At 58.6% G+C, this 25,429-nt stretch carries 26 protein-coding genes and 1 tRNA gene; 19 read left to right on the plus strand and 8 right to left on the minus strand.

Going from position 1 to position 25,429, the window contains the following annotated elements:
* Nucleotides 1-345 precede the first annotated feature (345 nt).
* Together VJ651_RS22340 and ispB are read right to left on the minus strand one after the other, a co-directional pair.
* Nucleotides 346-422: transfer RNA gene (locus VJ651_RS22340), tRNA-Pro, on the minus strand.
* Between the two features lie 28 nt (nt 423-450).
* On the minus strand, nt 451-1,440 hold the full coding sequence (gene ispB, locus VJ651_RS22345; RefSeq protein ID WP_324109541.1) for an octaprenyl diphosphate synthase: 990 nt from the start codon (nt 1,438-1,440) through the stop codon (nt 451-453).
* Nucleotides 1,441-1,668: 228 nt separating this feature from the next.
* On the opposite strand from ispB, the gene rplU reads away from it, so the two are divergent.
* The 4 genes from rplU (at nt 1,669) to proB (ending at nt 4,746) form a co-directional block, all read left to right on the plus strand.
* Nucleotides 1,669-1,980 (plus strand): 50S ribosomal protein L21, encoded by a 312-nt coding sequence (gene rplU, locus VJ651_RS22350; protein WP_136413180.1) that lies wholly within the window; start codon nt 1,669-1,671, stop codon nt 1,978-1,980.
* A 41-nt stretch (nt 1,981-2,021) separates the two neighbouring features.
* Entirely contained in the window at nt 2,022-2,279 is a 258-nt protein-coding gene (rpmA, locus tag VJ651_RS22355) for a 50S ribosomal protein L27 (RefSeq protein WP_136413179.1), read from the plus strand.
* 125 nt (nt 2,280-2,404) lie between these two features.
* Complete coding sequence (cgtA, locus tag VJ651_RS22360) at nt 2,405-3,514, plus strand: Obg family GTPase CgtA (RefSeq protein WP_324109542.1); 1,110 nt, start codon at nt 2,405-2,407, stop codon at nt 3,512-3,514.
* A gap of 113 nt (nt 3,515-3,627) precedes the next feature.
* Nucleotides 3,628-4,746 carry a glutamate 5-kinase gene (proB, locus tag VJ651_RS22365; protein WP_324109543.1) on the plus strand — a complete coding sequence of 373 codons (1,119 nt, stop codon included), beginning with the start codon at nt 3,628-3,630 and terminating at the stop codon, nt 4,744-4,746.
* Nucleotides 4,747-4,788: 42 nt separating this feature from the next.
* Here the strand turns inward: proB and VJ651_RS22370 are convergent, their stop codons facing one another.
* Both VJ651_RS22370 and VJ651_RS22375 read right to left on the minus strand, forming a co-directional pair.
* On the minus strand, nt 4,789-5,382 hold the full coding sequence (locus VJ651_RS22370; protein ID WP_324109544.1) for a CNP1-like family protein: 594 nt from the start codon (nt 5,380-5,382) through the stop codon (nt 4,789-4,791).
* Between the two features lie 10 nt (nt 5,383-5,392).
* Nucleotides 5,393-5,977 carry an RNA pyrophosphohydrolase gene (locus tag VJ651_RS22375; protein WP_324109545.1) on the minus strand — a complete coding sequence of 195 codons (585 nt, stop codon included), beginning with the start codon at nt 5,975-5,977 and terminating at the stop codon, nt 5,393-5,395.
* Nucleotides 5,978-6,175: 198 nt separating this feature from the next.
* Between VJ651_RS22375 and VJ651_RS22380 the strand changes: the two genes are divergently transcribed.
* The 3 genes from VJ651_RS22380 (at nt 6,176) to VJ651_RS22390 (ending at nt 9,018) form a co-directional block, all read left to right on the plus strand.
* The gene (locus tag VJ651_RS22380) at nt 6,176-7,903 is read left to right on the plus strand and encodes a proline--tRNA ligase (RefSeq protein ID WP_324109546.1); all 1,728 of its coding nucleotides are present in this window, start codon (nt 6,176-6,178) and stop codon (nt 7,901-7,903) included.
* A 19-nt stretch (nt 7,904-7,922) separates the two neighbouring features.
* A complete protein-coding gene (locus VJ651_RS22385) occupies nt 7,923-8,528 on the plus strand; it encodes a lytic transglycosylase domain-containing protein (protein ID WP_414691383.1) in 606 nt (201 codons plus the stop codon).
* Nucleotides 8,529-8,748: 220 nt separating this feature from the next.
* Nucleotides 8,749-9,018 (plus strand): hypothetical protein, encoded by a 270-nt coding sequence (locus tag VJ651_RS22390; RefSeq protein ID WP_324109547.1) that lies wholly within the window; start codon nt 8,749-8,751, stop codon nt 9,016-9,018.
* 278 nt (nt 9,019-9,296) lie between these two features.
* Here VJ651_RS22390 and VJ651_RS22395 read toward each other — a convergent pair whose 3' ends face one another.
* Nucleotides 9,297-9,794: an SWIB/MDM2 domain-containing protein gene (locus VJ651_RS22395; protein ID WP_136414315.1), complete on the minus strand. Its 498-nt coding sequence runs from the start codon at nt 9,792-9,794 to the stop codon at nt 9,297-9,299.
* Nucleotides 9,795-10,037: 243 nt separating this feature from the next.
* Between VJ651_RS22395 and VJ651_RS22400 the strand changes: the two genes are divergently transcribed.
* Nucleotides 10,038-10,238 (plus strand): hypothetical protein, encoded by a 201-nt coding sequence (locus VJ651_RS22400; protein WP_324109548.1) that lies wholly within the window; start codon nt 10,038-10,040, stop codon nt 10,236-10,238.
* A 160-nt stretch (nt 10,239-10,398) separates the two neighbouring features.
* Here the strand turns inward: VJ651_RS22400 and ffh are convergent, their stop codons facing one another.
* A complete protein-coding gene (ffh, locus tag VJ651_RS22405; protein WP_324109549.1) occupies nt 10,399-11,766 on the minus strand; it encodes a signal recognition particle protein in 1,368 nt (455 codons plus the stop codon).
* Nucleotides 11,767-12,202: 436 nt separating this feature from the next.
* Between ffh and VJ651_RS22410 the strand changes: the two genes are divergently transcribed.
* From VJ651_RS22410 to VJ651_RS22460, 11 genes are all read left to right on the plus strand, one after another.
* A complete protein-coding gene (locus VJ651_RS22410) occupies nt 12,203-12,337 on the plus strand; it encodes a helix-turn-helix domain-containing protein (RefSeq protein ID WP_324109550.1) in 135 nt (44 codons plus the stop codon).
* 70 nt (nt 12,338-12,407) lie between these two features.
* On the plus strand, nt 12,408-13,217 hold the full coding sequence (locus VJ651_RS22415) for a cytochrome C assembly family protein (RefSeq protein WP_324109551.1): 810 nt from the start codon (nt 12,408-12,410) through the stop codon (nt 13,215-13,217).
* Nucleotides 13,214-13,459 (plus strand): PP0621 family protein, encoded by a 246-nt coding sequence (locus tag VJ651_RS22420; protein WP_324109552.1) that lies wholly within the window; start codon nt 13,214-13,216, stop codon nt 13,457-13,459. Before VJ651_RS22415 ends, VJ651_RS22420 begins: the two co-directional genes overlap by 4 nt.
* A gap of 102 nt (nt 13,460-13,561) precedes the next feature.
* On the plus strand, nt 13,562-15,286 hold the full coding sequence (locus tag VJ651_RS22425; protein ID WP_324109553.1) for a sensor histidine kinase: 1,725 nt from the start codon (nt 13,562-13,564) through the stop codon (nt 15,284-15,286).
* A complete protein-coding gene (locus tag VJ651_RS22430) occupies nt 15,283-16,728 on the plus strand; it encodes a sigma-54 dependent transcriptional regulator (protein ID WP_324109554.1) in 1,446 nt (481 codons plus the stop codon). Before VJ651_RS22425 ends, VJ651_RS22430 begins: the two co-directional genes overlap by 4 nt.
* Nucleotides 16,725-17,321, plus strand: a complete 597-nt coding sequence (gene ampD, locus VJ651_RS22435) for a 1,6-anhydro-N-acetylmuramyl-L-alanine amidase AmpD (protein ID WP_324109555.1) — start codon at nt 16,725-16,727, stop codon at nt 17,319-17,321. The genes VJ651_RS22430 and ampD overlap by 4 nt, the downstream gene beginning before the upstream one ends.
* Before the next feature lie 360 nt (nt 17,322-17,681).
* Nucleotides 17,682-20,588: a ribonucleoside-diphosphate reductase subunit alpha gene (locus tag VJ651_RS22440; RefSeq protein ID WP_324109556.1), complete on the plus strand. Its 2,907-nt coding sequence runs from the start codon at nt 17,682-17,684 to the stop codon at nt 20,586-20,588.
* 119 nt (nt 20,589-20,707) lie between these two features.
* Nucleotides 20,708-21,907: a ribonucleotide-diphosphate reductase subunit beta gene (locus VJ651_RS22445; RefSeq protein WP_324109557.1), complete on the plus strand. Its 1,200-nt coding sequence runs from the start codon at nt 20,708-20,710 to the stop codon at nt 21,905-21,907.
* Between the two features lie 521 nt (nt 21,908-22,428).
* Nucleotides 22,429-23,028 (plus strand): histone H1-like DNA-binding protein, encoded by a 600-nt coding sequence (locus VJ651_RS22450; protein WP_324109558.1) that lies wholly within the window; start codon nt 22,429-22,431, stop codon nt 23,026-23,028.
* Nucleotides 23,029-23,123: 95 nt separating this feature from the next.
* Nucleotides 23,124-23,666 (plus strand): YggT family protein, encoded by a 543-nt coding sequence (locus VJ651_RS22455; RefSeq protein WP_324109559.1) that lies wholly within the window; start codon nt 23,124-23,126, stop codon nt 23,664-23,666.
* Nucleotides 23,663-23,971: a DUF167 domain-containing protein gene (locus VJ651_RS22460; protein ID WP_324109560.1), complete on the plus strand. Its 309-nt coding sequence runs from the start codon at nt 23,663-23,665 to the stop codon at nt 23,969-23,971. Before VJ651_RS22455 ends, VJ651_RS22460 begins: the two co-directional genes overlap by 4 nt.
* 8 nt (nt 23,972-23,979) lie before the next feature.
* Here VJ651_RS22460 and VJ651_RS22465 read toward each other — a convergent pair whose 3' ends face one another.
* Together VJ651_RS22465 and VJ651_RS22470 are read right to left on the minus strand one after the other, a co-directional pair.
* Nucleotides 23,980-24,429 carry a glycine zipper 2TM domain-containing protein gene (locus tag VJ651_RS22465; RefSeq protein ID WP_324109561.1) on the minus strand — a complete coding sequence of 150 codons (450 nt, stop codon included), beginning with the start codon at nt 24,427-24,429 and terminating at the stop codon, nt 23,980-23,982.
* Between the two features lie 50 nt (nt 24,430-24,479).
* Complete coding sequence (locus tag VJ651_RS22470; protein ID WP_324109562.1) at nt 24,480-25,412, minus strand: carbohydrate kinase family protein; 933 nt, start codon at nt 25,410-25,412, stop codon at nt 24,480-24,482.
* Between the last annotated feature and the right edge of the window lie 17 nt (nt 25,413-25,429).

The raw sequence follows: 25,429 nt of genomic DNA on the forward strand, positions 1-25,429 counted from the left end.
GATCCGCTTTGCTCAGCACTTGAGTTGAAACGGCATCGTTATGCCGACCGGGCCAGGAAATGATAAATACGTGAATCGTCGGCATAGGGCGAAGAATCTGCTTTTGGATTTGTTGGCTTTTATTCGTTCACTGCATGAATCGGGCACAAGACGCTACGCGACACAGTATAGCGTGGGTGAAGCGTGGCAAGGATCGTGGATCGGGGTAGTGTCGCCGGCGAGTTTGGCAAGCTTGCCGGTATTGACGCTGAAACAATGATTGATTTGCTACTGCAGCATGAACGCTTGTCCATGGACGCGGACAGTCGCTATGAAGAAACGTGAGATAGGGGAAAGTGGAAATTCTGGTCGGGGTGAGAGGATTCGAACCTCCGGCCTCTACGTCCCGAACGTAGCGCTCTACCAGGCTAAGCTACACCCCGATTGCAGTGATTGGGCGATCAATACCGCTCAATGATTACGGTCGACTGCGAAAGCGCATAATTGTAGCAAAGAATCCTTGAATTGGCTATGCGTGAGTTGAGAAATTGAGGCCGCCGCGCGTTGCGCCGCTTTTTCTGCTTCGCGCTTGGTGTAGTCGAGTGCGCCCGACCCGGTGATTGCAGCAAGGATTTCATCAAAATGCTGTTCGTCGCCATTCTCGATGCAAGTGCGAACAAGCTGGCGCTGCTCCGCCGTGCCGTTCTGCATCAGATAAATCAACGGCAGCGTGGGTTTGCCTTCCCGCAGGTCATCACCTACATTCTTGCCGATATCCGATGCGTTGCCGGAATAATCCAGTACATCATCGATCAACTGAAAAGCGGTGCCCAGGGAGCGTCCGTATTCGGCTGCTGCGTCGATCGCGGCATCAGGCGCTCCAGCAATCAATGCACCCAATTGCGCGGCAGCTTCGAACAACTTTGCCGTCTTAGAACGGATTACCTGCAGGTACCGCTCCTCCGTGACGTCCGGGTCGTGCATATTCAGCAGTTGAAGTACTTCGCCTTCGGCAATGACGTTGGTCGCATCAGCGAGAATTTGCATGACGCGCATATTGCCCACTGACACCATGATCTGGAATGCACGGGAATATACGAAATCGCCTACCAGCACCGATGCTGCGTTGCCAAACATGGCGTTGGCGGTCTGGCGACCCCGCCTCAGCGACGATTCGTCAACGACGTCATCATGCAGAAGGGTGGCGGTATGAATAAACTCAACCACGGCGGCGAGGTCGTGGTGGTGCAAGCCGCTGTAGCCGTAAGCATTGGCCATCAGCAGCACCAGCACCGGGCGTATCCGTTTTCCGCCGGCGCTGATGATGTACTCGGCGATCTGGTTTACCAGTGGAACGTCGGAATACAACTGGCGGCGGATAACCGCATTGACGGCATCCATGTCGGAGTTAATCGGCTGGATGATGTTGTTCTGAGTGGCTGGTTGGAAGGCGGCAGACAAGATAAAACCTGCGAAATCGTGAATTTCAGGGATTATACGACGACATGCTGGCCAAACCATCATTGGAAAGGCTGACAAAAATCGAAGGCTCGCTTGAATGCAATCCCAAACGAGCTTTTGACTGGTTGCCTAAGTCTATGTATAATCAGGGGTTTTCCCGATTCCGCTGAGCCACATGGTGTGTTTCTGGAAGAAAACGTTTATTTACAACATTCGATGAGGTTTCACATGTACGCGGTCATAAAAACCGGCGGCAAACAATACAAGGTTGCTGCTGGCGAAAAACTCAAAGTAGAACAGATACCGGCTGACATTGGTTCCGAAATCACCCTTGATCAAGTGCTCGCAGTGGGCGCTGGTGACACCATCAAATTCGGTGCACCTCTGGTCGAAGGTGCCAAGGTCCAGGCTACGGTAGTGGCGCACGGTCGCCACGATAAGGTCAAAATTTTCAAGATGCGCCGCCGCAAGCACTACCAGAAGCGTCAAGGCCATCGCCAAAATTACACCGAATTGCAAATCATCTCGATCAACGCCTGATTCATCGTTGAACGAAATTACCGGATACCAAGGAGTCTGAAATGGCACACAAAAAAGGCGGCGGCACTACGCGCAATGGTCGCGATTCCGAGTCGAAACGACTGGGCGTCAAGGTTTATGGCGGCCAAACCATCAATGCAGGCGGCATCATCGTGCGTCAGCGCGGCACCCGCATGCACGCTGGCGAAAACGTCGGCATGGGCAAGGATCACACCCTGTTCGCTCTGATCGACGGCAAGGTGCAGTTCACGACCAAGGGCGCGTTGCAGCGTCATACCGTGATTGTCGTTCCTGCATGACGCAGATCTGACAAAGCAGCATCAGGCGAAAGCCATCCGCAAAAGGGCTCTGCCGTTGGTAGGGCCTTTTTAGTTTGTAGAATTGTTTTACGTATTCTTTTCAACGCCATTTTTGGCGGCAAATCATGAAGTTCATCGACGAAGCAAAAATAGAAGTCATTGCTGGTGACGGCGGTAACGGCGTCGCGTCGTTTTGCCGCGAAAAATTCCGGCCCTTCGGCGGCCCGGACGGCGGTGATGGCGGCAAGGGCGGCAGCATCTGGGCCGTTGCCGACCGCAACATCAACACCCTGGTGGATTTTCGCTATTCCAAGCTGCACAAAGCGCGCAACGGCGAAAACGGTCGCGGCTCGGATTGCTACGGCAAGGGTGCCGACGACATTGAACTCAGGATGCCGGTCGGCACCCTGATTACCGATATCGAAACGGGTGAAACCATCGCCGATCTGACCGAGCACGGTCAACGTGTCATGCTGGCCAAGGGAGGCGAGGGCGGCTGGGGCAACATTCACTTCAAGTCGTCGACCAACCGTGCGCCGCGCCAGAAGACCGACGGCAAGCCAGGCGAACACCGCGAACTGCGGCTGGAGTTGAAAGTTCTCGCCGACGTCGGGCTGCTCGGCATGCCGAATGCCGGCAAATCGACCTTCATCACGGCAGTGTCGAACGCCCGCCCGAAGATCGCAGATTATCCATTCACCACCCTGCATCCTAATTTGGGGGTGGTGCGCGTCAGTCATGAAAAGAGCTTCGTGATTGCCGATATTCCAGGACTGATCGAGGGGGCGGCCGAAGGCGCCGGTCTCGGCCATCAGTTCCTGCGCCATCTGCAGCGCACCCGGGTGTTGCTGCACATCGTCGATCTGGCGCCCTTCGACGACAAGATCGACCCCGTCAAGGAAGCGAAGGCGATCGTCAAGGAGTTGAAGAAATACGACGAGTCGCTGTACGACAAGCCGCGCTGGCTCGTGTTGAACAAGCTGGACATGGTGCCGGCAGATGAACGTCAGAAGCGCGTCAAGGATTTCGTCAAGCGCTTCGGATGGAAAGGACCGGTCTTCGAGATTTCCGCATTGACGCGGGAGGGATGCGAAGATCTGATTATTGCCATTTACGATTACCTTGCGGAGCAGCGTCAGCAGGAGCATCGTGCCGAAGAAACGCAAATGGTGGAAGAGGCGCGTGGTATCGTATCGATTGATCCGGACGATCCGCGCTTCAAAGTGATCGAATAAGAGAACAGACCCCGTGTGATCTCGTGTTGAAGCGTTCCGTTTCCGAGTCCATGGGGTGAACCTACAAGCAAGTCGCCTGCCGCTGCCGGTGTGGCGGCGGCATCCAGAAGAACATGAACTCCGTCATTCAGAAAGCCAAACGCCTCGTCATCAAAGTCGGCTCATCGCTGGTTACCAACGACGGCAAAGGCCTGGACACATCTGCAATTGCGAAATGGGCTGAGCAAATCGCCCATCTGCGCTCGCTGGGCAAGGAAGTCGTTCTGGTCAGCTCCGGCGCGATTGCCGAGGGCATGCAGCGACTTGGTTTCGACAAGCGACCGACCGCCGTGCATCAACTTCAGGCCTGCGCCGCCGTCGGCCAAATGGGGCTGGCGCAAATCTACGAAACCAGTTTTCGCCAGCATAATCTGCGCACCGCGCAGGTGTTGCTGACGCACGCCGACCTGGCGGATCGCGAGCGTTATCTGAATGCGCGCTCGACCCTTTTCACGCTGCTTCATCTCGGGGTCGTTCCGATCATCAACGAGAATGACACCGTGGTCACGGATGAAATCAAGTTTGGCGACAACGATACGCTCGGTGCACTGGTCGCCAACCTGATCGAAGGTGATGCGCTCATTATTTTGACTGACCAGAAAGGCTTGTACACGGCCGATCCGCGCAAAAATCCGGCAGCGGAGTTCGTGCATGATGCCATGGCCGGGGATCCCAAGCTGGAAGCGATGGCAGGTGGTGCCGGGACCGGTATTGGCCGTGGCGGCATGTTGACCAAGATCCTTGCGGCCAAGCGCGCTGCAACTTCAGGAGCGCACACAATCATTGCCTGGGGACGCGAAGAGCAGGTATTGACGCGCCTCGCGTCGGGAGAGTCGATCGGCACTCAGCTCGTGGCGCAGACCGCACAATTGACCGCCCGCAAGCAGTGGATGGCGGATCATTTGCAGACCGCCGGCAAGGTCATGCTGGATGCCGGTGCCGTACAAAAACTCACCGCCGAAGGCAAATCGCTGTTACCTATCGGTGTCGTGGAAGTCTCCGGCGAATTCGGCCGGGGCGACGTGATTACCTGCATCGATGAGAAAGGGCATGCGATCGCCCGGGGAATCAGCAATTACTCCAGTTCCGAAGCACGGCGCATCATGCGGCGGCCATCGACCGAAATACAGACCATACTAGGTTTCGTGGAAGAGCCGGAGCTCATTCACCGCGACAATATGGTCCTGCTCTGAGGCTTCGATTTTTGCCCGGTTTGACACCGGGCAAAAGATCGGTCAATTCATCTGATTCTGCGACGTCAGCGGCTTGTTATAGCGGATCCGGTTGATCATGTCCTTCGCGCTGCCGGCGACCGTCAGTTCCACGCAAAAGTAGTCCTTGAACAAGGCCGCATGCTGCCGGTTGGCCGCATTGGTGCTGATGCGTTCCCACTTGTCTCGACGCGACCGCGACCAGGTACCGTCAGCCTGGCCGAATGCATAGAGCTTCTTCTCATAGGATGCGCAACGAATCCCTTCGTAGCTGATATTGCGGGCGCCCGAATTGCTGGTTGCGACCAAAGTGTAGCGAACCACACCATCCGGTCCCACACTCAAGGAGTTGGCGTCGATGGCGAAGGATTGCGTCGCCGTTGCACTGACATAGAACGGTAGCAGATTTTCAGCTTTGGGCGCCGCCGGCAACTGGATGGCGACTTCCTCCCAGGGTTTGTCCGTGTCGTCGAAATCTTCTTCGAAGCGGTCCCGGGCGCCGGCAGCAACACTCACGGCCAGCAGCGAGAGCGCCACGCAGACGCGGAAAAGCGAACTCCTGTTTTGCTTGCCTGGCAAGGCAGGATGGAGAGCGATCGACGAGACGCTTTGCAACATGAGTAAGCCCTTATTCTTCGTTCTTGGGTTTGGCTGTCGGCGATATGGTTTCGCTCACGGCCTTCCCGGGATGGTTCTGGCGCAGATAACGTGCGCCATGCCGATTGTGGTTGCTTGGCGCCACCCGGTTCAGGTAGCGCGACAATTCCTGCAAGGCCTTTTGATAGACCTCGCGCTTGAATTCGATAACCACATCCAGGGGCACCCAGTAGTCGTGCCAGCGCCAGGCATCGAACTCCGGGTGATCGGTGCCTCTCAGATTGATATCGCAGTCGCGACCGACCATGCGCAGCAGGAACCAGATCTGCTTTTGTCCCCTGTAATGACCGCGCACTTCGCGCTTGATGAAGCGGTCCGGAACTTCATATCGCAGCCAGTCGCGGGTACGACCGATGATCCTGACGTGCTCCGACCTCAGGCCGATTTCTTCTTCCAGTTCCCGAAACATTGCCTGTTCGGGCGTTTCCCCGAACTTGATTCCGCCTTGCGGAAATTGCCACGAGTGCTCGCGCACCCGCTTCCCCCACCACACCTCGTTATGGGCGTTGAGCAGGATAATGCCGACGTTCGGGCGGAAGCCTTCACGATCCAGCATGTTGCACCTCAAAACTTTCTGCGGCTAGACGATCCTCGTCGTTACAAATTTTGCACGTGCGCGGAGGCGCGCGCGTCATGCTCCCGCCCCCTTGGGGCGGCGGCGTGAATCAAATATGTGAGGAATGGATGCATCAGCCAGCTAATCCTTTAAAATTGGGTTGATTATAACTCTCTCTTTTTAAAAAGAATTACCGCCATGCGCGCATCTCGATTTTTTATTTCTACCCTTAAAGAAGCCCCGTCGGACGCCGAGATCATCAGCCACAAACTGATGATGCGTGCCGGGATGATCAAACGCCTCGGTTCCGGCATCTACACCTACATGCCAATGGGCCTGCGCGTGATTCGCAAGGTGGAAAACATCATCCGCGAAGAGATGAACCGTGCAGGTGCCATCGAACTGTTGATGCCGGTTGTGCAGCCGGCCGAGCTGTGGCAGGAGACCGGTCGCTGGGAAAAGATGGGGCCGGAACTCATGCGCGTCAAGGATCGTCATGGTCGCGACTACGCGATCCAGCCGACGTCGGAGGAAGTGATTACCGACGTGGTTCGCGCCGACATCAAGTCATATCGTCAGCTGCCGATCAACTTCTACCACATCCAGACGAAATTCCGCGACGAGCGCCGCCCGCGTTTCGGCCTGATGCGCGGACGCGAATTCACGATGAAGGATGCGTATTCGTTCGATCGCGATGTGGCAGGAATGCAGAAGTCTTATCAGATCATGTATGACGCCTACGTCAACATCTTCAACCGCTTCGGTCTCCAGTTTCGTGCCGTCGCGGCGGACAATGGCGCGATCGGCGGTTCGGGCTCGCATGAGTTCCATGTGATCGCCGATACCGGCGAGGATGCGCTGGTGTATTGCCCGAACTCGGACTATGCGGCCAATATCGAAGCCGCTGAAGCCGTTGCACCGGCGGCCGAGCATGGCGCTGCCAAGCATCCGCTGAACAAGACGCCGACACCGGGCAAGGCCAAGTGCGAGGACGTTGCGAAGCTGCTCGGGATTTCGCTCACGCACACCGTCAAGTCGATTGTGCTCGCCGTCGACAAGGACTCCCCGGCCGACAAGGAAATCTGGCTGCTCCTTCTGCGCGGCGATCACGAGCTGAATGAAGTCAAAGCCAGCAAGATCCCAGGGCTCGCCACTTACCGTTTCGCCAACGAAGCCGAGATCGTCGAATGGTTCGGTACGCCGCCGGGCTATCTTGGCCCGATCGGCACCAGGAAGCCGGTCAGGGTTGTTGCCGACCGTACCGTCGCTGTCATGAGCGATTTCGTGTGCGGCGCCAACGAAGAGGATTTCCACTATACCGGAGCGAACTGGGGCCGTGACCTGCCGGAGCCGGAGGTCGCCGACTTGCGCAACGTCGTTGCCGGCGATCCCTCGCCGGATGGAAAAGGTCTTCTGTCCATCCAGCGCGGCATCGAGGTCGGCCACGTGTTCCAACTCGGCACGCGCTATTCGGAAGACATGAAGGCGACTTACCTCGACGAGACAGGCAAGCCGCAATTGATGCAGATGGGCTGCTACGGCATCGGCGTCACCCGTATCCTGGGCGCGGCGATCGAGCAGAATTTCGACGACAAGGGCATCATCTGGCCGACCGCGATTGCACCGTTCGAGGTGGTGCTGTGTCCAATGGGCTACGATCGCAGCGAAGCGGTCAAGGCGGAAACCGACAAGCTGTACGCCGCCCTGCAAGCCGCGGGTGTGGACGTCATCCTCGACGATCGAGGCGAGCGTCCGGGCGTCATGTTTGCGGACTGGGAATTGATCGGCGTACCGCACCGCATTGTGATCGGCGATCGCGGCCTGAAGGAAGGCAAGCTTGAGTACCAGGGGCGTCGGGACCCGGCGGCCACTGCAGTGGCGGCTGCGGACATGGCTGAATTCGTCAAGGCCAGGCTTGCATCCTGAAGCCTCGCGGACGGCCTTGATTCACCCCTTTGCGCGCATTCTTTCGCTGATTGCTGCACTGCTGTTCTGTAATGCAGTCGTGGCCGGCAATCAGCAGGAAGAGGCATTGGCGGATTCGGTTCGACTGGCGCTCTCGAATGCGATCGCTGACGCACGCCCACCCAAGCCGCACTTCGCCAATTTTCAGGATCGTCTCAAGTATCTGCGTTGGCTGGGCGAAATGTCCGAGCGACTGAAGAAGAGGCTGCCGGACTGGCAGGTGAGGCGCGAATTCCTTGAAACGACCTGGTACGAAGCGACCAGGGCCGGGCTCGATCCGGCCTTGGTGCTTGGGCTGATCCAGGTCGAATCCGCGTTTCGCAAATATGCAATATCGCCGGTTGGCGCACATGGCTATATGCAAGTGATGCCGTTCTGGACGCGCATCATCGGCGACGGCGACCGCAGGAAGCTCTTCAACATGCAGACCAACCTGCGCTACGGCTGCTCCATCCTGCGCCTGTACCTCGACATGGAGCGCGGCAACCTGTTTCTTGCCCTGGGTCGCTATAACGGCAGCCGCGGGCGGCCGGAGTATCCGAATGCCGTGCTGGCGGCATGGAAGCTGTGGGAGTACAACCGTTGACCGATTACCGCCGCAGGGTGGTACGGGTGCCGCCTTTGTCTCCGGCTCCTTGCATCTGCTAATGATCCGGTGCTGGCGTATTGCTTCGCAAGGCATAGCCATCCATCTCCAACGCCCGGCTAGCCCGTTTGAGATCCGCCTTCTGACACAACCAGCTTCGCCATTGCCTGTTCCTCCAAAGGCTTTCAGCAACAGGCCGCGAGCTCGGCGGGAGACCGTCGTGCAGGAGAAACGCGGCTTGCAGGATCGGCCAGGCCAAGGGCATGTGATTGAAGAAGAGTCCGCCCCACCGGTTGCGGCGACGATGAACAGAGCCTATGCCATGATCGAAGCCGCCAAGCGCGATATCGGGCGGATAAACCGGGATTCGAGACAGGCCTTTCCCTCGCGGCCAGGACTCCGGTCGAGCGAGTCCGCGTCGCTCTCCTACAGGCCGGAAACAGGCATCGCGACGGCCGGTTTGCCGCGCGGAACGACGACCCAGGAATGACGACGACGGACGGACGTCGCATCACCAGGATCGTGACTCCTTCTAGTACGTATTGCGTACTTGGACGCAACCCGTTGGGGGGGGATTGACGAGAACGAGCGGGTGGCGTTTGTGACCACAACCTGCCCGTAGAGGAGAGTAATAGCAACCGGGGGTAGACGCGTGCAGGCCGTTTTGGCAGCACCCAATCGATTTATCCGAGCCGACCTGTATCCGACAGCACCAACAAAAACGCCCGCGCGATGCGGGCGTTTTTGTTTGGCCTTCGGAAAGACAGATTATTGCAGGTGATTGGAAATGAGTTTGGTCATTTCGAACATCGACACTTGCTTCTTCCCGCCAAACACAGCTTTGAGCTTGTCATCCGCATTGATCATGCGTTTGTTGGCTTCATCTTGCAGCTTGTTCTTCTTGATGTAGTCCCAAACCTTCTTGGTGACTTCAGTACGCGGCAGCGGGTTTGCACCGATTACTGCGCCCAAAGTGGCGGACGGCGTCATCGGCTTCATGAACGCTGCATTCGGCTTACGGGGAGTCTTCGGCTTTGCTACTTTCTTTGCTGCTGGCTTCTTTGCTGCGACCTTCTTTGCCGGGGCAGCTTTCTTTGCTGCTGGCTTTGCTGCTGCCTTCTTTGCTACGGGCTTGGCTGCTGCCTTTTTGGCCGGAGCGGCTTTCTTGGCTGGAGCTGCTTTTTTTGCTGCGGGTTTTGCTGCGGCTTTCTTCGCAGCGGGCTTCTTGGCGGCTGTTTTGGCCGCGGGTTTTTTGGCTGTTGCCATCTTCAAGCCTCCTTCACGAAATGTGTTGGGAAAATGCGTCGTTTCACGCAACGCTAATAGTGGTGCGCTTTTCATAGGGATGCAAGTGTTTTTTATAACTATGCGCATGAATTTGTGTGCTTCATGCCACGCGATCTTCATAGGAGAAAACCGGAAAAGCGTCACGTGATCGCTCGATGAATGCCTGCGTCTTGTTGCGAGTCCCTCTCTGAGATGGACTATTCTGTCCTCCAGAGGGGCGCGATGACTCGGGATGAGGATGGTGTGATCGGGCGGGAAGCCTTATTTGGTGCGGGTTTGCTGCCGGTGAGCGTTGCGGGTGGTGGCATCGTGGCGCCAGCGAGTACTCGGCACTGGCTCGCTATCGGACTGCATGCACTGCAGCGCAAGATGGCTTGGGTGGCGGTCCACTTGCTACTCGTGAGCGGCCCGCCCGCGCCGTGACGGCGAGCGCCTCCGAAGGAGCGCGTGAGAAGGCGATTTCTCGCTCGATGAAGTGCTGGTTCGGGGGAGGGCGGGCAGGTCGCCAGCGCGGAGGAATTTTGCTTTGCCCCTGCCGTCCAAGTCTGGACGGCAGGAATATGTAGCCTGACGACGAAGGGGGTCAGCGCGCGCCGGGCAGCATGCCTTTCATGCCGCGCATCATCTTCATCAGGCCTCCACCCTTGAGCTTCTTCATCATCGATTGCATCTGCTCGAATTGTGCGAGCATGCGGTTGACTTCCTGCACCTGCACGCCGGCGCCCGCCGCGATGCGGCGCTTGCGCGAAGCCTTGATGAGCTCCGGCTTGGCGCGCTCCTGCGGCGTCATCGAATTGATGATGCCTTCCATCCGGCGTACCTGTTTCTCCGCCTGGTTCATGTCGGCATTGCCGGCGGCTTGCTGGAACTGTGCGGGCAGCTTGTCGATCAGGCCTGAGAGGCCGCCCATTTTCTTCATCTGGCTCAGCTGCGCCTTGAAGTCGTTCAGGTCGAACTTGCCGCCGACCTTGATTTTCTCTGCCAGGTCCTTGGCCGCTGCAACGTCGACGCCTTTTTGCGCCTCCTGGACCAATGCAAGGATGTCGCCCATGCCGAGGATGCGGCTGGCCATGCGATCAGGATCGAAGGCTTCCAGTCCGTCCAGCTTTTCGGCCACGCCGGCAAATTTGATGGGCTTGCCGGTGACGTGGCGCACCGACAATGCTGCGCCGCCGCGTGCGTCGCCGTCCAGCTTGGTCAGCACCACGCCGGTCAGCGGCAGCGCGTCGTTGAATGCCTTGGCGGTATTGATTGCGTCCTGCCCGAGCATGGCGTCAACCACGAACAGGGTTTCGATCGGCTTGATCGCTGTGTGCAAGGCGGCGATTTCCTGCATCATCGCTTCGTCGATGCCGAGCCGGCCGGCGGTGTCGACGATCAGAACGTCGTGATAATGCTTCTTCGCGTAATCGAGCGCGGCCAGTGCGATATCAACCGGCTTGTCGGTCGGGGAAGACGGGAAAAAATCAGCGCCGACCTGGGTCGTTACGGTCTGCAACTGGCCGATGGCGGCAGGGCGATACACGTCCGTCGAGACCGTCAGCACTTTCTTCTTTTTCTGTTCCTGCAGGTATTTGGCGAGCTTGCCCACGGTGGTGGTCTTGCCGGCACCCTGCAGGCCGGCCATCAGGATGACGGCGGGAGGCTGGGTGGCGAAATTCAGTTGCGAGGCGTCTGGACCGAGGTCGGCGCCCATGATGGCGGCCAGCTCGCGCTGCACCACGCCGACCAGGGCCTGGCCGGGCGTGAGCGAACCGATGACTTCCTCGCCGAGCGCCTTCTGCTTCACACGAGCGACGAATTCGCGCACCGCCGGCAGCGCTACGTCAGCCTCAAGCAACGCCAGGCGAACTTCGCGCAGCATTTCGGCGGTATTGGATTCGGTCAGACGCGCTTCGCCGCGCATCGTTTTGACGACTTTGGCCAGTCGTTGAGTCAGGTTGTCGAGCATGGGTGACGATATATCAAGAAATGGGGTGGAGCGATGCGGCTGGATGAGGCATCGGGAACAGGCCTCATTTTACCCGATGCGGCCGCTTCTCCCGCTCTCACGGACGGATTTGGCGGAAATACGGAATGCGGGCGCAATACGTGCGATTGGCTGGAGGCGAACCGCCTCACATCACCGGTGGATCATGAAATTCGGGAGCGTAACAAGTATTTATCGCATGCTGCGTAAGTGACCCGGATACGAAGGCGACATTGGAGAAACGCAAGTTTTTCGTCCATGTCGCACGTTTGCTGGGGGTAATATGAGATTCTTGCTGAAATCCGCGATTACGCTGCGTGGCCGACGCCGAGTTCGTGATCCGGCTGCCGCTCGCATCCAACTTGATACGCCCTGAAGGAGGATGACTTGCTGGAGACTGAATTGCTCGAAGGAGCTGATGCTGATCGCAGAAGCCCTGGTGCTGCACGACGGGAACGTCGCGGTGAGAGCCGATCACCTCGGCGTGCCGAAAAAGACGCTGTATGACAAGTTGAAAAAGTACCAGCTAACGGTCGGCCGTGCCGCCGAATAAGACCTTGTGCGCACGCGCGTTTGATCGGTCATGGTGTAAACTCAAGGTCTGCCAATAATCAACTCGCGTGATGTACACCTATTTTTTCGTCCTCGCAGCATTGCTTTACGCGACCTGTGCTTTCCTGCCGTCGCGCCACCGTCTCGCCATTTCTGCCGGCATCGCAGCCGGCTGGCTGCTGCATGGCGGAGCGCTGTGGGCGGACATGATTGCGCCGGGGACGCTGCGCATCGGATTTGCCATCATGTTGTCGGCAACACTATGGATTTCGGTGGCAGCGTACTGGCTGGAAAATCGCAACTTCTCGCTCGACGGCTTGCGCATCCTGGTGCTGCCGTCTGCCGCCGTGGCCGTGGTCCTGCCGGTGCTGTTCCCCGGCAGCGTGGTGCCGCTGGATGGCAAGACTGCCTTGTTTCCGTGGCATGTCGCAATAGCCATCCTGGCGTACAGCTCCCTGACCATCGCGGCGTTTCATGCCGTGTTGATGGCCTTGCAAGAATCGCGTTTGCACACTCCGCCCGACGCATCGAAGAGCGGCTGGCTGGCGCTTGCACTTGACCGGCTTCCGGCCCTGCTGACCATGGAAAAGTTGTTGTTTCGCATGATCGGCTTTGGCTTCGGTTTGTTGACCCTCACGGTCCTGTCCGGCGTGGTGTTTTCCGAAGAATTGTTCGGCAAGGCCTTCAAGTGGGATCACAAAACCATCTTTACCATGCTGTCCTGGGTGTTGTTCGGCGCATTGCTGGCCGGCCGCGTCTGGCGTGGATGGCGCGGCAAGACGGCGCTGCGGTTTACGCTGACCGGATTTGCAACCCTGCTGCTGGCGTACGTCGGCAGCCGCTTCGTGCTGGAAGTCGTGCTGCATAGAGGTTTGGCATGAAGCTGCTGTTGTGGGCAGCCATCGGCTTCATCGTCGTGATGTGGCTGCTCCGGAGCAATAAGGTTTCAAGCGCCGGTCACGCCTCCGGCACCTCCAGCACCGCCAACAAGGACAAGCTGATCGAGACGATGGTGCAGTGCGCGCATTGCGGCGTGTATATTCCTGCCTCGGAATCCGTCACAGCCGCGTCCGGCAAGGTGTTCTGCAGCGATGAGCACCGTCTCAAACATGTCGGGCCTTGACGACCACCTCCTGGCTGCCGCACGCCAGCCGGCGTGGCGCCGGCGCTTCCTGCAACGCCCACGCATGAATCCGGTTTTTCCACTGCTCGGAGGCGCCACGCGATGATGCAGGTGGCGCAACTGGCCCGCCGCGAAGGGCGCGATACTCTCTGGCGCCCGCTTCAGACTTTCAGCGTCACGCGTATCGTGATTGTGCTGGTGCTGCTGGTCTACCTCAGCTTCAACGCGGTAAAGGGGAGTGGCGAGGTAGACTTTCAGGCGGATTGGCAGACCGCCATTGTTTACCTGGTGCTGGCGGTTGCCTTCGCCTTGTTGTCGGTGTACTCCCAGAAGCGCTTCATGCTTCAATTGTTGACGCAACTCTCCGTCGACATCGCCGCCATCTCGCTCTTGTACATCGCTGCCGGCGGCGCCAAGACCGGCCTTGCCATCCTATTTCTGTTCCCGCTTGCCGGCTGCGCCATTCTCGCGCCACTGTTGCTGGCGCTGTTTTTTGTCTCGGTGGTAACGCTGATTTTGTTGTCGGAGAGCGCTTACCACCTTCTGCACTCCATGCCGGACGCATCGCCTTCACGGGCCGGATTGTACGGTGCGGCATTTTTTGCAGCGATTTATGTGATCAATCGTCTCGCGGCCAAGCTGATCAAGCAGGAGGAACTGGCGGCGCAGCGCGGACGAGAACTGCAGCTGCAAGAGGCGATCAATCGTCTCGTCATTTCCGATATGGGCGACGGCATTCTCGTCGTGGGCAGGGACAGCGAAGTCTATGCCGCGAACCCGGCAGCCGAGCGCATGCTTGGCCTGTCGTTTGCGGACAAGCAGGCGCTCATGAAGCTGGTCGACATTTCCTCCCTGGTGCCGATTGCGGAAGCCTTTTCTGCCTGGCGCGCGCGTCCCGCCGAAGCGCCTGAAACGGACACTGCAGCCTCCACGTACGTGATGATCAAACCGGGCAACCATTTCGCCGCAAATTCGACTCTGATTCTTGACGGGCGGTGCGAATTGTTCGCGCACTTGAAGTTGCGTTTTGCCAAGGTCACCTCGGACGATTTGCCAGAGGGCAGGACGGTCATTTTCATGCAAAATGTCAGCGAAATCGAAAACCAGGCGCAACAACTCAAGCTTGCGTCGATGGGGCGACTGACCGCCAGCATTGCACATGAAGTGCGTAATCCGCTGTCCGCCATTTCCCATGCTGCATCGCTGCTCAACGAGGACATCACGCATCCGACCCAGTCCCGCTTGCTGAAAATCGTCGGCGATAACGTGGTCCGCCTGAACCGGATGATCGAAGACATCCTCAAGCTGTCGCGCCGGGCGCATGTGAGTCATGAACCCTTGGCGCTCGGTCCCTTTCTTGTCGAAATCGTCGACGAGTTCGTGGAAGGGCACGCGGTCGCGTCGGGTGTCATCGCTCTCGGTCCCATGGCCCGCCTTCAAGTGCGCTTCGACCCGCTGCATTTGCGGGAAGTGGTGATCAATTTGCTGTCGAATGCAATCCGCTACGCGAGCGGACGCATTGCAAGCATTCGAATCCACGCGGTTTCCCCGGCGATAAACCGGCTTGAGCTGCATGTCCAGGACGACGGGCCAGCCATTTCACCGGAAGTCCGGTCGCATTTGTTCGAGCCTTTTTACACGACTTCCAGCAAGGGGACCGGCCTCGGTCTCTACCTAGCGCGCGAATTATGTTTGAATAACGGCGCCATGCTCGATTACGAATACCGCATGGATTTTTCGAAGGGCGGAATGGATCAGCCGAGCGGCAGGTTCGTCATTACCTTTGCCATGGACGACACACTTTTACCTGACTTGCATTCATTATGACCGCACCCCGTATCCTGGTCGTTGACGATGAAGCCGACCTGCGCGAGCTGCTTGAGATCACGCTTGTCAAGATGGGTCTGGATGTCGATTGCGCCGAAACGCTCGCGGCGGCACGCGCGCTGCTCGCGGAGCACGAGTATGCCTTGGTGTTGACCGATATGCGCCTGCCGGACGGACTTGGCATTGAGCTGGTACGCGAGGTGGCGAATACCTACAAGAACACCCCGATCGCTGTGATTACCGCGTTTGGCAGCGCCGACAATGCAGTCGCTGCGCTCAAGGCTGGAGCGTTCGACTACCTGTCCAAGCCGGTCGGTCTGGATCAGTTGCGCCTGATGGTGCAGTCGGCGCTGCGCACCCAACATGCCGGTAGCGGGTCGAGCCCTTCGTCCGGCCAGGCGGAGACGGCTTCTTCGCGCCTGACCGGGGATTCGGCAGTCATGCGAGACTTGCGCGCACAGATTGTCAGGCTGGCGCGCAGCATGGCGCCGGTCGCGATCACAGGTGAGTCCGGCAGCGGCAAGGAGCTGGCCGCACGGGACATACACGCGCATAGCGCGCGCGCCGACAAGCCGTTCATCGCGGTCAATTGCGGCGCCATTCCGGAAGCCTTGATGGAAGCGGAATTTTTCGGATATCGCAAAGGTGCGTTCACCGGCGCCAATGATGATCGCGACGGCTTCTTCCAGGCAGCCAACGGCGGCACCCTGATGCTGGACGAGGTCGCCGACTTGCCGTTGCCGATGCAGGTGAAGTTGCTGCGTGCAATCCAGGAGCGTCGCGTCCGCAAGGTGGGCGCCACGGTGGAGGAGCCGGTCGATGTGCGTCTGATCAGCGCAACCCATCAGAATCTGGCCTCATGCGTGGAAAAGGGGACGTTCCGCCAGGACTTGTTTTATCGCCTGAATGTCATCGAATTGCGTTTGCCCCCGCTGCGCGAGCGCCTGGAAGATATCGGCCAGATGGCCGACGCGCTGCTGGAGCGCTTGTCTTCTTGCGGCAGCAGGGCTGTCCTGTCGCCTCAGGCGCTGCAGGCACTGCAGTCCTATCCATTTCCCGGCAACGTGCGCGAGCTGGAAAATATTCTTGAGCGAGCGCTGGCGTTTGCCAACGGAGGTGTCATCGAGGTAGGCGACCTTGCGCTGAAGCCGGTATCCGTGAGCGATCTGTCGAGTGCGCAACACGTAGCCAAGCCGACAGAACCGCCGCCGGCGCCTGCCATCGCAGCGGAACGTGCGGTTGTCGCAAGTGCGCCTCCTGTCGAAGTCGAGCTGCCATGTTCACTGCCGGAGCATCTCGATCATGTCGAGCGCGAGATCATTCGTCGGGCACTGGCAAGAACCCATTTCAACCGGACGCAGGCGGCCGAATTGCTCGGCATCAGCTTCCGCCAGCTGCGTTATCGCATGCAGCGGCTATCCATCCACGAACCGGATTCATGAACCGATTCCAGATAGGCGAGGACGGCTGGAGCCGCGGCGTGCGGCGCCTGCCGTCGCCCAACTTCGACGCACGCTCGGCCGATGCCACGATCGATCTGCTGGTGATTCACAACATCAGCCTTCCACCCGGCCAGTTCGGCGGGCCCTTCATCGCCGATCTTTTTACCAATCGGCTCGACTGCGACGCGCATCCGTACTTCGATCAGTTGCGCACATTGCGTGTTTCGTCTCATTTCCTGATCCGACGTGACGGCACGGTGATGCAGTTTGTCTCCGCCAACGCGCGGGCATGGCATGCGGGTGCATCGTCGTTTTGCGGGCGCGAGCGCTGCAATGATTTTTCGATAGGCATCGAACTGGAAGGCACCGATTTCGAACCGTTCGAAGGCGCGCAATACGATGCCTTGGCCGAACTTACCCTCGCGCTGCAAGCCCGTTATCCCCTCACCGATGTTGCCGGTCATGAACACATCGCACCCGGCCGTAAGACGGACCCCGGTCCGTTCTTCGACTGGGACGGCTACCGCAAGTGCTTGATTCAAAAAGAACCACATTCGTTGGCGTTGCACACACTCCGGTTTCTGCACGGATAAAAGAAAAAGTCAACGCAGAAATTGCTAAAAAAATTAATGCAGATCAAGTAAAAAAGATATTGCATCCTCCCGGACCTGACACTAGAATTAGTCTCAATCGCAGCGCATGCCACTACATATAGTGGTGCTGCGATGTCCCATTGATGGGCTGTTCAGGTTGTTCCTCGATATACAGATTGTGATGGTGGGCGAGCCGTGAACAGCTCTCCCTATTGGATGCGTATTGCGCGGCGCACTCGGATTCACCGAAGCGCCGCCGTGCACTGTCCGCGTCAATTCGCGAACCCCGGTTTTCCTGGGCGTTCTAATTTAATAACCATAAGCAGCAACGCTGCCAGCAATACAGTCTTAGGAGGCTAGATGCATACTACTCAAGAGGTTTCCCACAAGTCCCCCGGCGAACTCGGCCTGGTCTCCCCGCAAGTCAGCACGTCTTCTTCCTCGAATCTGTCTGTCAGTCTTGGCGATTACAAGGTCATCCGTCGCAATGGCGCGGTTGTCGGATTCGAGCCATCGAAGATTTCCATCGCGGTGACCAAGGCTTTCCTCGCCGTAAACGGCGGGCAGGGTGCCGCATCCGCACGCGTGCGTGAACTGGTCGAGCAACTGACTTCCAATGTGGTGTCCGCCCTGGTGCGTCGCCAGCCGGCCGGCGGCACCTTTCATATCGAAGACGTGCAGGACCAGGTTGAACTGGCGCTGATGCGCTCGGGCGAACATGACGTCGCCCGCGCCTATGTGCTGTATCGAGCCAAGCGCATGGAAGAGCGCGCACAGCAGCAAGCTGCCAAGCCCTCCGATGTGCCGCAGCTGCATGTCACCGAAGATGGCCAGCGTCGTCCGCTCGATCTCAATCAGGTGCGCAACCTGATTACCGCTGCCTGCGTCGGCCTGGAAAAGCATGTCGATGCGGAAGCGATCCTGGCTGAAACCGTGAAGAACCTGTACGACGGCGTGCCGGTCGAAGAGCTGCACAAGTCCGCCATCCTGGCTGCCCGCGCGCTGATGGAAAAGGACCCGGCCTACAGCAAGGTCACCGCTCGCCTGCTGATGCATACCATCCGCAAGGAAGTGTTCGGCCAGGAAGTGGCGCAGGCTGATGCCGCTGCATACTATATTGATTACTTCCCGAAATACATCAAGAAGGGCATCGAAGCCGACCTGCTCGATGCCAAGCTGGCCCAGTTCGACCTCAGGCAACTGGCCGATGCGCTCAAGCCGGAACGCGATCTGCAATTCGGCTACCTCGGCCTGCAGACGCTGTACGACCGCTACTTCCTGCACATCGACGGCACCCGCATTGAAATGCCGCAAGCTTTCTACATGCGCGTGGCGATGGGCCTGGCACTGAACGAGATCGACCGCGAAGCGCGCGCCATCGAGTTCTACAACCTGCTGTCGTCCTTTGACTTCATGAGTTCGACGCCGACCCTGTTCAACTCCGGTACTCAGCGTTCGCAGCTGTCTTCCTGCTACCTGACCACCGTGTCGGACGACCTGGACGGCATCTACGAAGCTATTAAAGAGAACGCACTGCTGGCCAAGTTTGCCGGCGGCCTCGGCAACGACTGGACTCCGGTCCGTGCGCTCGGCGCCCACATCAAGGGCACCAACGGCAAGTCGCAGGGCGTGGTTCCCTTCCTCAAGGTCGTGAACGACACCGCCGTCGCCGTCAACCAGGGCGGCAAGCGCAAGGGCGCGGTCTGTGCCTACCTGGAAACCTGGCACCTGGACATCGAGGAATTCCTCGACCTGCGCAAGAACACCGGCGACGACCGCCGCCGCACCCACGACATGAACACGGCGAACTGGATTCCCGACCTGTTCATGAAGCGCGTGATGGAAAAGGGCGAGTGGACGCTGTTCTCCCCGAGCGACGTGCCGGACCTGCACGACAAGGTCGGCCGCGCCTTCGAGGAAGCCTATACCGGCTATGAGGCCAAGGCCGCCCGCGGCGAGCTCAAGCTGTTCAAGAAGATCCAGGCGCTCGACCTGTGGCGCAAGATGCTGTCCATGCTGTTCGAAACCGGCCATCCGTGGATCACCTTCAAGGATCCGTGCAACATCCGTTCCCCGCAGCAGCATGTCGGCGTCGTCCACAGCTCCAACCTGTGCACCGAGATCACGCTGAACACCAACGACTCCGAAATCGCGGTCTGCAATTTGGGTTCGGTCAACCTGCCGGCCCACATGAAGGAGGGCAAACTCGACCACGCTAAGCTGCAGCGCACCATCCGTACCGCGATGCGCATGCTGGACAACGTGATCGACATCAATTATTACGCCGTGAAGAAGGCGCGCGACTCCAACCTGCGCCACCGTCCGGTCGGCCTGGGCATCATGGGTTTCCAGGACTGCCTGCACATGACGCGCGTTCCTTACGGCTCGATGGAAGCGGTCGAGTTCGCCGACCGCTCGATGGAAGCGGTGTGCTACTTCGCCTACTGGGCCTCGACCGAACTGGCGGAAGAGCGCGGCCGTTACAGCTCCTACCGCGGCTCGCTGTGGGATCGCGGCATCCTGCCGCAAGACTCGCTCAAGCTGCTGGCCGAGGAGCGCGGCGGCTACCTGGAAGTCGACACCAGCGAAACCATGGACTGGCCAGCCCTGCGCGAGCGCATCAGACAGCACGGCATGCGCAATTCGAACTGCGTGGCCATTGCGCCGACCGCGACGATCTCCAACATCATCGATGTGTCGGCCTGCATCGAGCCGACCTACCAGAACCTGTACGTCAAGTCGAACCTGTCGGGCGAATTTACCGAGATCAACGAAAACCTGGTGCGTGAATTGAAGGCGCGCGGCCTGTGGGACGAGGTCATGATCGCCGACCTGAAGTACTTTGACGGCAGCCTGGCCAAGATCGACCGCATCCCGCAGGACCTGCGTGATATCTACGCAACCGCCTTCGAGGTCGATCCGAAGTGGCTGGTGGAAGCGGCGTCGCGTCGTCAAAAATGGATTGATCAAGCGCAATCGCTCAACATTTACATGGCGGGTGCATCCGGCAAGAAGTTGGACGAGACCTACAAGCTGGCCTGGCTGCGCGGCCTGAAGACCACTTACTACCTGCGTACCATCGGCGCCACGCATGCCGAGAAGTCGACTTCCAAGGCTGGCGCACTGAATGCCGTGTCGGCAAATGGCGGAGTCGGCAGCATGGCGGCGGCTGCTCCGGCAGCAGCGTCAGCGGATGATGTCGCCGGCCCGGCGTGCATGCTGCGTCCGGGCGATCCCGGCTTCGAAGAGTGCGAGGCTTGCCAGTAACACGACACGCGATCGGTACGGCACGTGGCCATACCGATCGCCGACGACATGCGAGGCGCTGCCGCGCCGACTTGAACATCACGCAACCGCAACTACAATACTCGTAAGGAAGATCAGCCATGCTAAGTTGGGATGACGAAGTAACCCCTGCCGCAAAACCTGCCCAAGCTCCGCAACCGCAATTGCAGCCTGCGCTGGCCGCCGTGACGCCGTCGGCCGCCCGCACTCCCCAATTCAACGACATCGCGTTCGATCCCGCGCTGGTCAGCAAGCCGCAAGCTGCCTCGCCGGAAGCAGCGGCGCGCCGCGTGAACGCCGCCGATAAGCGCATCATCAACGGCCAGACCGACGTCAACCAGCTTGTTCCGTTCAAATACAAATGGGCGTGGGACAAGTACCTGGCCGGTTGTGCCAACCATTGGATGCCGCAGGAAATCAACATGCAGCGCGACATCGAGCTGTGGAAGAATCCGAACGGCCTGACCGAGGACGAACGTCGCATCATCAAGCGCAATCTCGGCTTCTTCGTGACCGCCGATTCTCTTGCCGCCAATAACATCGTGCTTGGCACCTATCGCCACATCACCGCGCCGGAGTGCCGCCAGTACCTGCTGCGCCAGGCATTCGAAGAAGCGATTCACACCCATGCCTACCAGTACATCGTGGAATCGCTCGGTCTCGACGAAGCCGAGATCTTCAACGCCTATCAGGAAATCGCGTCCATCCGCGACAAGGACGAGTTCCTGATTCCGTTCATCGACGTACTCACCAACCCGGAATTCAAGACCGGCACGATCGAAGCCGACCAGACACTGCTGCGCTCGCTGATCGTGTTCGCCTGTCTGATGGAGGGATTGTTCTTCTATGTCGGCTTCACGCAGATCCTCGCGCTCGGTCGTCAGAACAAGATGATGGGAGCGGCGGAGCAGTATCAATACATCCTGCGCGACGAGTCGATGCACTGCAATTTCGGGATCGATCTGATCAACACGATCAAGCTCGAGAATCCGCATTTGTGGACCGCTGCATTCCGCGACGAGATCAAATCGTTGTTTTTACGTGCAGTGGAGTTGGAATATCGCTACGCAGAGGATACAATGCCGCGTGGAGTGCTCGGTTTGAATGCGCCGATGTTTAAAGGGTACTTGCGATTCATCGCAAATCGTCGCGCGCAGCAGATCGGTCTCGATCCGATGTTCCCGCAGGAAGAAAACCCTTTCCCGTGGATGAGCGAAATGATCGACCTGAAAAAAGAGCGCAACTTCTTCGAGACACGCGTGATCGAATACCAAACCGGCGGTGCGCTGAGCTGGGAATAAAAGAAGCAAAAAAGCTCAAAGCGATTAGCGAGGTGGGGAGAGACGGCAGTCAGCACATATCGATCCGATAGGCTGCTGCAAACTGAAGGGCTATAACCAAGTTTAATGAACAGTAGACGAACGCATCGATCTTCTACGTTATTTCCGCTGACCCCGACTCAGTCGGGCAAGGCAGCGTTTGCTCTGAAAAACCTGTTGGTTTTTGACAAACTGTATTCCGACGCCGGCATTGTTGCCGGCGTTTTTTTTGGCTACGACTGCCGCAGTGCCATTTGAGCGCGTGGCTTGCACCTCCCTCACCGCCGACGCGCGGCGGTGATTTGCAGAAGAGAGGCGTAGCTGATTGAGGCTGAAGTGCTGCATGAATGAGGTGATGCAGCAGTTCAGCTGGTGCCGAATTCATTAGCGCAAACAGAAGCTTGCTTGTGCCGATGAATAATCCGCCAAGTCCATCGCGATGGGCCGGGCGGGTTTCCAAAACCTCGAAGTTTGAACTTTCTCATCACGTGAAGGAGAAACAAATGGCAACAGCAAAGAAAGCAGCAGCGAAGAAACCCGCTGCAAAGAAAGCCCCGGCAAAGAAGCCGGCAGCCGCTAAGAAGCCGGCAGCCGCTAAGAAGCCGGCAGCCGCCAAGAAGCCGGTAGCGAAGAAGGCAGCAGCTGCCAAGAAGCCGGTAGCCAAGAAGGCAGCAGCCGCCAAGAAGCCGGTAGCCAAGAAGGCAGCAGCCGCCAAGAAGCCGGTAGCGAAGAAAGCAGCAGCCGCCAAGAAGCCGGTAGCGAAGAAAGCAGCAGCCGCCAAGAAGCCGGTAGCGAAGAAAGCAGCAGCCAAGAAGCCGGTAGCGAAGAAAGCAGCAGCCGCCAAGAAGCCGGTAGCGAAGAAAGCAGCAGCCAAGAAGCCGGCAGCCAAGAAAGCAGCAGCTCCTAAGAAAGCAGCTGCCAAGAAGGCCGCCAAGCCTGCAGCGAAAAAAGCTGCGGCTCCCAAGAAGGCTGCCCCGAAAAAAGCAGCAGCTAAGAAGCCGGCTGCCAAGCCTGCTGCTAAGCCTGCCGCTGCAGCGCCTGCTGTGAAGACTGTGCTGAATCCGGCAGCGGCCTGGCCGTTCCCGACCGGCACTCGTCCGTAATAGCCGAGCTCGCTTGGATGCCTGATTAAGTTCAGGCAAAATGCCCGTTGTGTGGCCTTGGTCGCGCGACGGGCTTTTTCATTGGAGATCACATAGTGCTGAATAGCATTCTTACCTTGATTGTCGATAGTATTGCCGGCGTGCTGGGCGGCGTGCTGTTGTTGCGATTCTGGATGCAGGTGGTGCGGGTGCGGCCTCCGATGGCGCTCGGCCAGTTCATCTTTCAATTGACGGACTGGCTGGTGCGCCCACTGCGTCGCGTGTTGCCGGGCGTCGGTGGATACGATTGGGCCAGCCTGATCGGCGCCTGCCTGATCATTGTTCTCGCGGTGGCAATCGACCTGCTCTTGTTCTCGCGCCTATCTCCGCAGTTTCTTGTCCTGCTTTCGCTGCTGCGCTTTGTCGAATGGGTGTTTTACGGCTTCATGGGCCTCATCATCATTGAAGCGATATTTAGCTGGGTGAATCCGCATGCGCCGTTGGCGCCATTCATCGGTGCGCTCAACGAACCCTTGTTGCGACCGCTGCGCAGAGTAATCCCGCTGGCCGGCAGTATCGATTTGTCGCCGCTGGTGGCGTTAGTGCTGCTGCGCATTGGCTTGATGCTGGTAACCACCATGCTGGGCTCCCTTGCATGAGCAAGGACTGGTGCTGCGCTGTCGCGAAAGGCGTGCGGATCACGGTGCAAATCACCCCGAATGCAAAAAAAAGCGAAGTGATTGGGGTGCTTGACGATGCCTTGAAGATTCGCCTGCAAGCGCAGCCGATCGAAGGTAAGGCGAATGAGGCACTGATTCGTTACCTCTCCGATACTCTGAATGTGCCGAAGAGCGCGATCTCGATCACGCACGGTCAGACAAGCAAGCGCAAGATCATCGAGATTTCGAATCCGAAAGTGGCGGTGGATGATGTACGGCGCACTCTTGCGCCGGTCGACGGATAGCTCCGCCGCTAGTGCGTAATGCGGGTGAGGCCACGATTGGTCGTCACCGTCACGGTATCGCCAACCCGGAAGCTTTCATCCGGGGCGACTTGATAGGTGCGAATCGCACCGTTGGCGAAGCGCAGCGTCAACTCAAGACTGGAACGGCTGGCATTGCTTTGTTCCACATGTTGGCCAGCCAGACTCCCGCCGACTGATCCCGCAATCGTCGCCACCGCGTTGCCGTTGCCGCCGCCAATGGCATTGCCGGCCACGCCTCCGAGTATGGCGCCGACGACCGATCCCAGACCCGAGCTGTGCCCGTCGTGAACCGTCATATCACGTACGTTCGTGACCTCCGCGGTTTGCACCACGGTCGTTCCTTCGGTCGACAGCTTGTCTGCTTGCGGCCGCTCAGATGCGCAGCCGACCAGTAGCGTTGCAGCCACCAATACAGAAATCGGAGCGCCAGCGCGCATCACATTCTCCGTGGAAAAGGGTCGTTGCCGCAACACGGCGTCGGGTATTCTCAAAAACGATAACCGAATGCCTTATGGAAGCGCTCTTCGATTTCTTCGCGGGAAGGGCGATGGTTTTGCCCACCCTCATACGCAATCTTGATTGCGCCCATCAAGCTCGCAAGCCGGCCAGTCGTGGTCCAGTCCATGCCATTCGTCAAGCCATAAAGCAAGCCAGCGCGGAATGCATCACCGCATCCGGTGGGATCGACCACTTTGTCAGCCGTCACACACGGAATGTCGATTTGCTTTCCGTCGGTATAGATCTCCGCGCCTTGTTCGCCGCGCGTCACGATCAATGCCGACACGCGCTTGCCAATTTGCTCCAGCGGCAGCTGGGTCCGCTCGGTCAGCAATTCTGCTTCATAATCATTGACCGCTACGTAGGTTGCCAGTTCAATGAAGTGCTCCAGCTCCGGGCCGCTGAACATCGGCAGTCCCTGGCCCGGGTCGAAAATGAAGGGAATATTCAGGTCCACGCAGTCGACCGCGTGCTGCAGCATCCCGTCGCGCCCGTCCGGCGCGACAATCGCCAGTGTCACCGGGCCTGCATCGGCAACCTTGTTGTGATGCGAGAGCGCCATGGCGCCTGGATGGAATGCCGTGATCTGGTTGCTGTTGGCATCGGTGGTAATGAAGGCTTGCGCCGTGTACGCGCTTTCGATGGTGCGGACGCAGCGGCGTGAGATCTCCAGACGATCGAGGCGTTCCAGGTACGGGCCGCCGTCCATGCCGATGGTTGCCATGATGAGCGGATCGCCCCCCAGCAATCTCAGGTTGTACGCGATGTTTCCCGCGCAGCCTCCGAACTCGCGCCGGATTTCAGGCACCAGGAAGGAGACGTTGATCTTGTGCAGCTGGTCGGCCAGAAGAGCTTCGGAAAAGCGACCGCCGAACAGCATGATGGTGTCGAAAGCGAGCGAACCGCAGATGAGAGATGTCATGGATGGCTGCCAGGTAG

The sequence above is a fragment of the Noviherbaspirillum sp. genome, assembly GCF_035254865.1.
In the GTDB taxonomy this organism is placed as follows: Bacteria; Pseudomonadota; Gammaproteobacteria; order Burkholderiales; family Burkholderiaceae_D; genus Noviherbaspirillum.

Excerpts from the sequence above, each read along its gene's own strand:
- VJ651_RS22415 (WP_324109551.1), top strand. The coding sequence starts at position 12,408 with ATGTACACCTATTTTTTCGTCCTCGCAGCATTGCTTTACGCGACCTGT.
- proB (WP_324109543.1), top strand. The coding sequence starts at position 3,628 with ATGAACTCCGTCATTCAGAAAGCCAAACGCCTCGTCATCAAAGTCGGC.
- VJ651_RS22465 (WP_324109561.1), bottom strand. The coding sequence starts at position 24,429 with ATGCGCGCTGGCGCTCCGATTTCTGTATTGGTGGCTGCAACGCTACTG.
- cgtA (WP_324109542.1), top strand. The coding sequence starts at position 2,405 with ATGAAGTTCATCGACGAAGCAAAAATAGAAGTCATTGCTGGTGACGGC.
- VJ651_RS22430 (WP_324109554.1), top strand. The coding sequence starts at position 15,283 with ATGACCGCACCCCGTATCCTGGTCGTTGACGATGAAGCCGACCTGCGC.
- VJ651_RS22400 (WP_324109548.1), top strand. The coding sequence starts at position 10,038 with ATGACTCGGGATGAGGATGGTGTGATCGGGCGGGAAGCCTTATTTGGT.
- VJ651_RS22380 (WP_324109546.1), top strand. The coding sequence starts at position 6,176 with ATGCGCGCATCTCGATTTTTTATTTCTACCCTTAAAGAAGCCCCGTCG.
- ffh (WP_324109549.1), bottom strand. The coding sequence starts at position 11,766 with ATGCTCGACAACCTGACTCAACGACTGGCCAAAGTCGTCAAAACGATG.
- VJ651_RS22450 (WP_324109558.1), top strand. The coding sequence starts at position 22,429 with ATGGCAACAGCAAAGAAAGCAGCAGCGAAGAAACCCGCTGCAAAGAAA.
- VJ651_RS22420 (WP_324109552.1), top strand. The coding sequence starts at position 13,214 with ATGAAGCTGCTGTTGTGGGCAGCCATCGGCTTCATCGTCGTGATGTGG.
- ampD (WP_324109555.1), top strand. The coding sequence starts at position 16,725 with ATGAACCGATTCCAGATAGGCGAGGACGGCTGGAGCCGCGGCGTGCGG.
- rpmA (WP_136413179.1), top strand. The coding sequence starts at position 2,022 with ATGGCACACAAAAAAGGCGGCGGCACTACGCGCAATGGTCGCGATTCC.
- VJ651_RS22410 (WP_324109550.1), top strand. The coding sequence starts at position 12,203 with ATGCTGATCGCAGAAGCCCTGGTGCTGCACGACGGGAACGTCGCGGTG.
- rplU (WP_136413180.1), top strand. The coding sequence starts at position 1,669 with ATGTACGCGGTCATAAAAACCGGCGGCAAACAATACAAGGTTGCTGCT.
- VJ651_RS22425 (WP_324109553.1), top strand. The coding sequence starts at position 13,562 with ATGATGCAGGTGGCGCAACTGGCCCGCCGCGAAGGGCGCGATACTCTC.
- VJ651_RS22375 (WP_324109545.1), bottom strand. The coding sequence starts at position 5,977 with ATGCTGGATCGTGAAGGCTTCCGCCCGAACGTCGGCATTATCCTGCTC.
- VJ651_RS22460 (WP_324109560.1), top strand. The coding sequence starts at position 23,663 with ATGAGCAAGGACTGGTGCTGCGCTGTCGCGAAAGGCGTGCGGATCACG.
- VJ651_RS22395 (WP_136414315.1), bottom strand. The coding sequence starts at position 9,794 with ATGGCAACAGCCAAAAAACCCGCGGCCAAAACAGCCGCCAAGAAGCCC.
- VJ651_RS22370 (WP_324109544.1), bottom strand. The coding sequence starts at position 5,382 with ATGTTGCAAAGCGTCTCGTCGATCGCTCTCCATCCTGCCTTGCCAGGC.
- VJ651_RS22440 (WP_324109556.1), top strand. The coding sequence starts at position 17,682 with ATGCATACTACTCAAGAGGTTTCCCACAAGTCCCCCGGCGAACTCGGC.
- VJ651_RS22470 (WP_324109562.1), bottom strand. The coding sequence starts at position 25,412 with ATGACATCTCTCATCTGCGGTTCGCTCGCTTTCGACACCATCATGCTG.
- VJ651_RS22445 (WP_324109557.1), top strand. The coding sequence starts at position 20,708 with ATGCTAAGTTGGGATGACGAAGTAACCCCTGCCGCAAAACCTGCCCAA.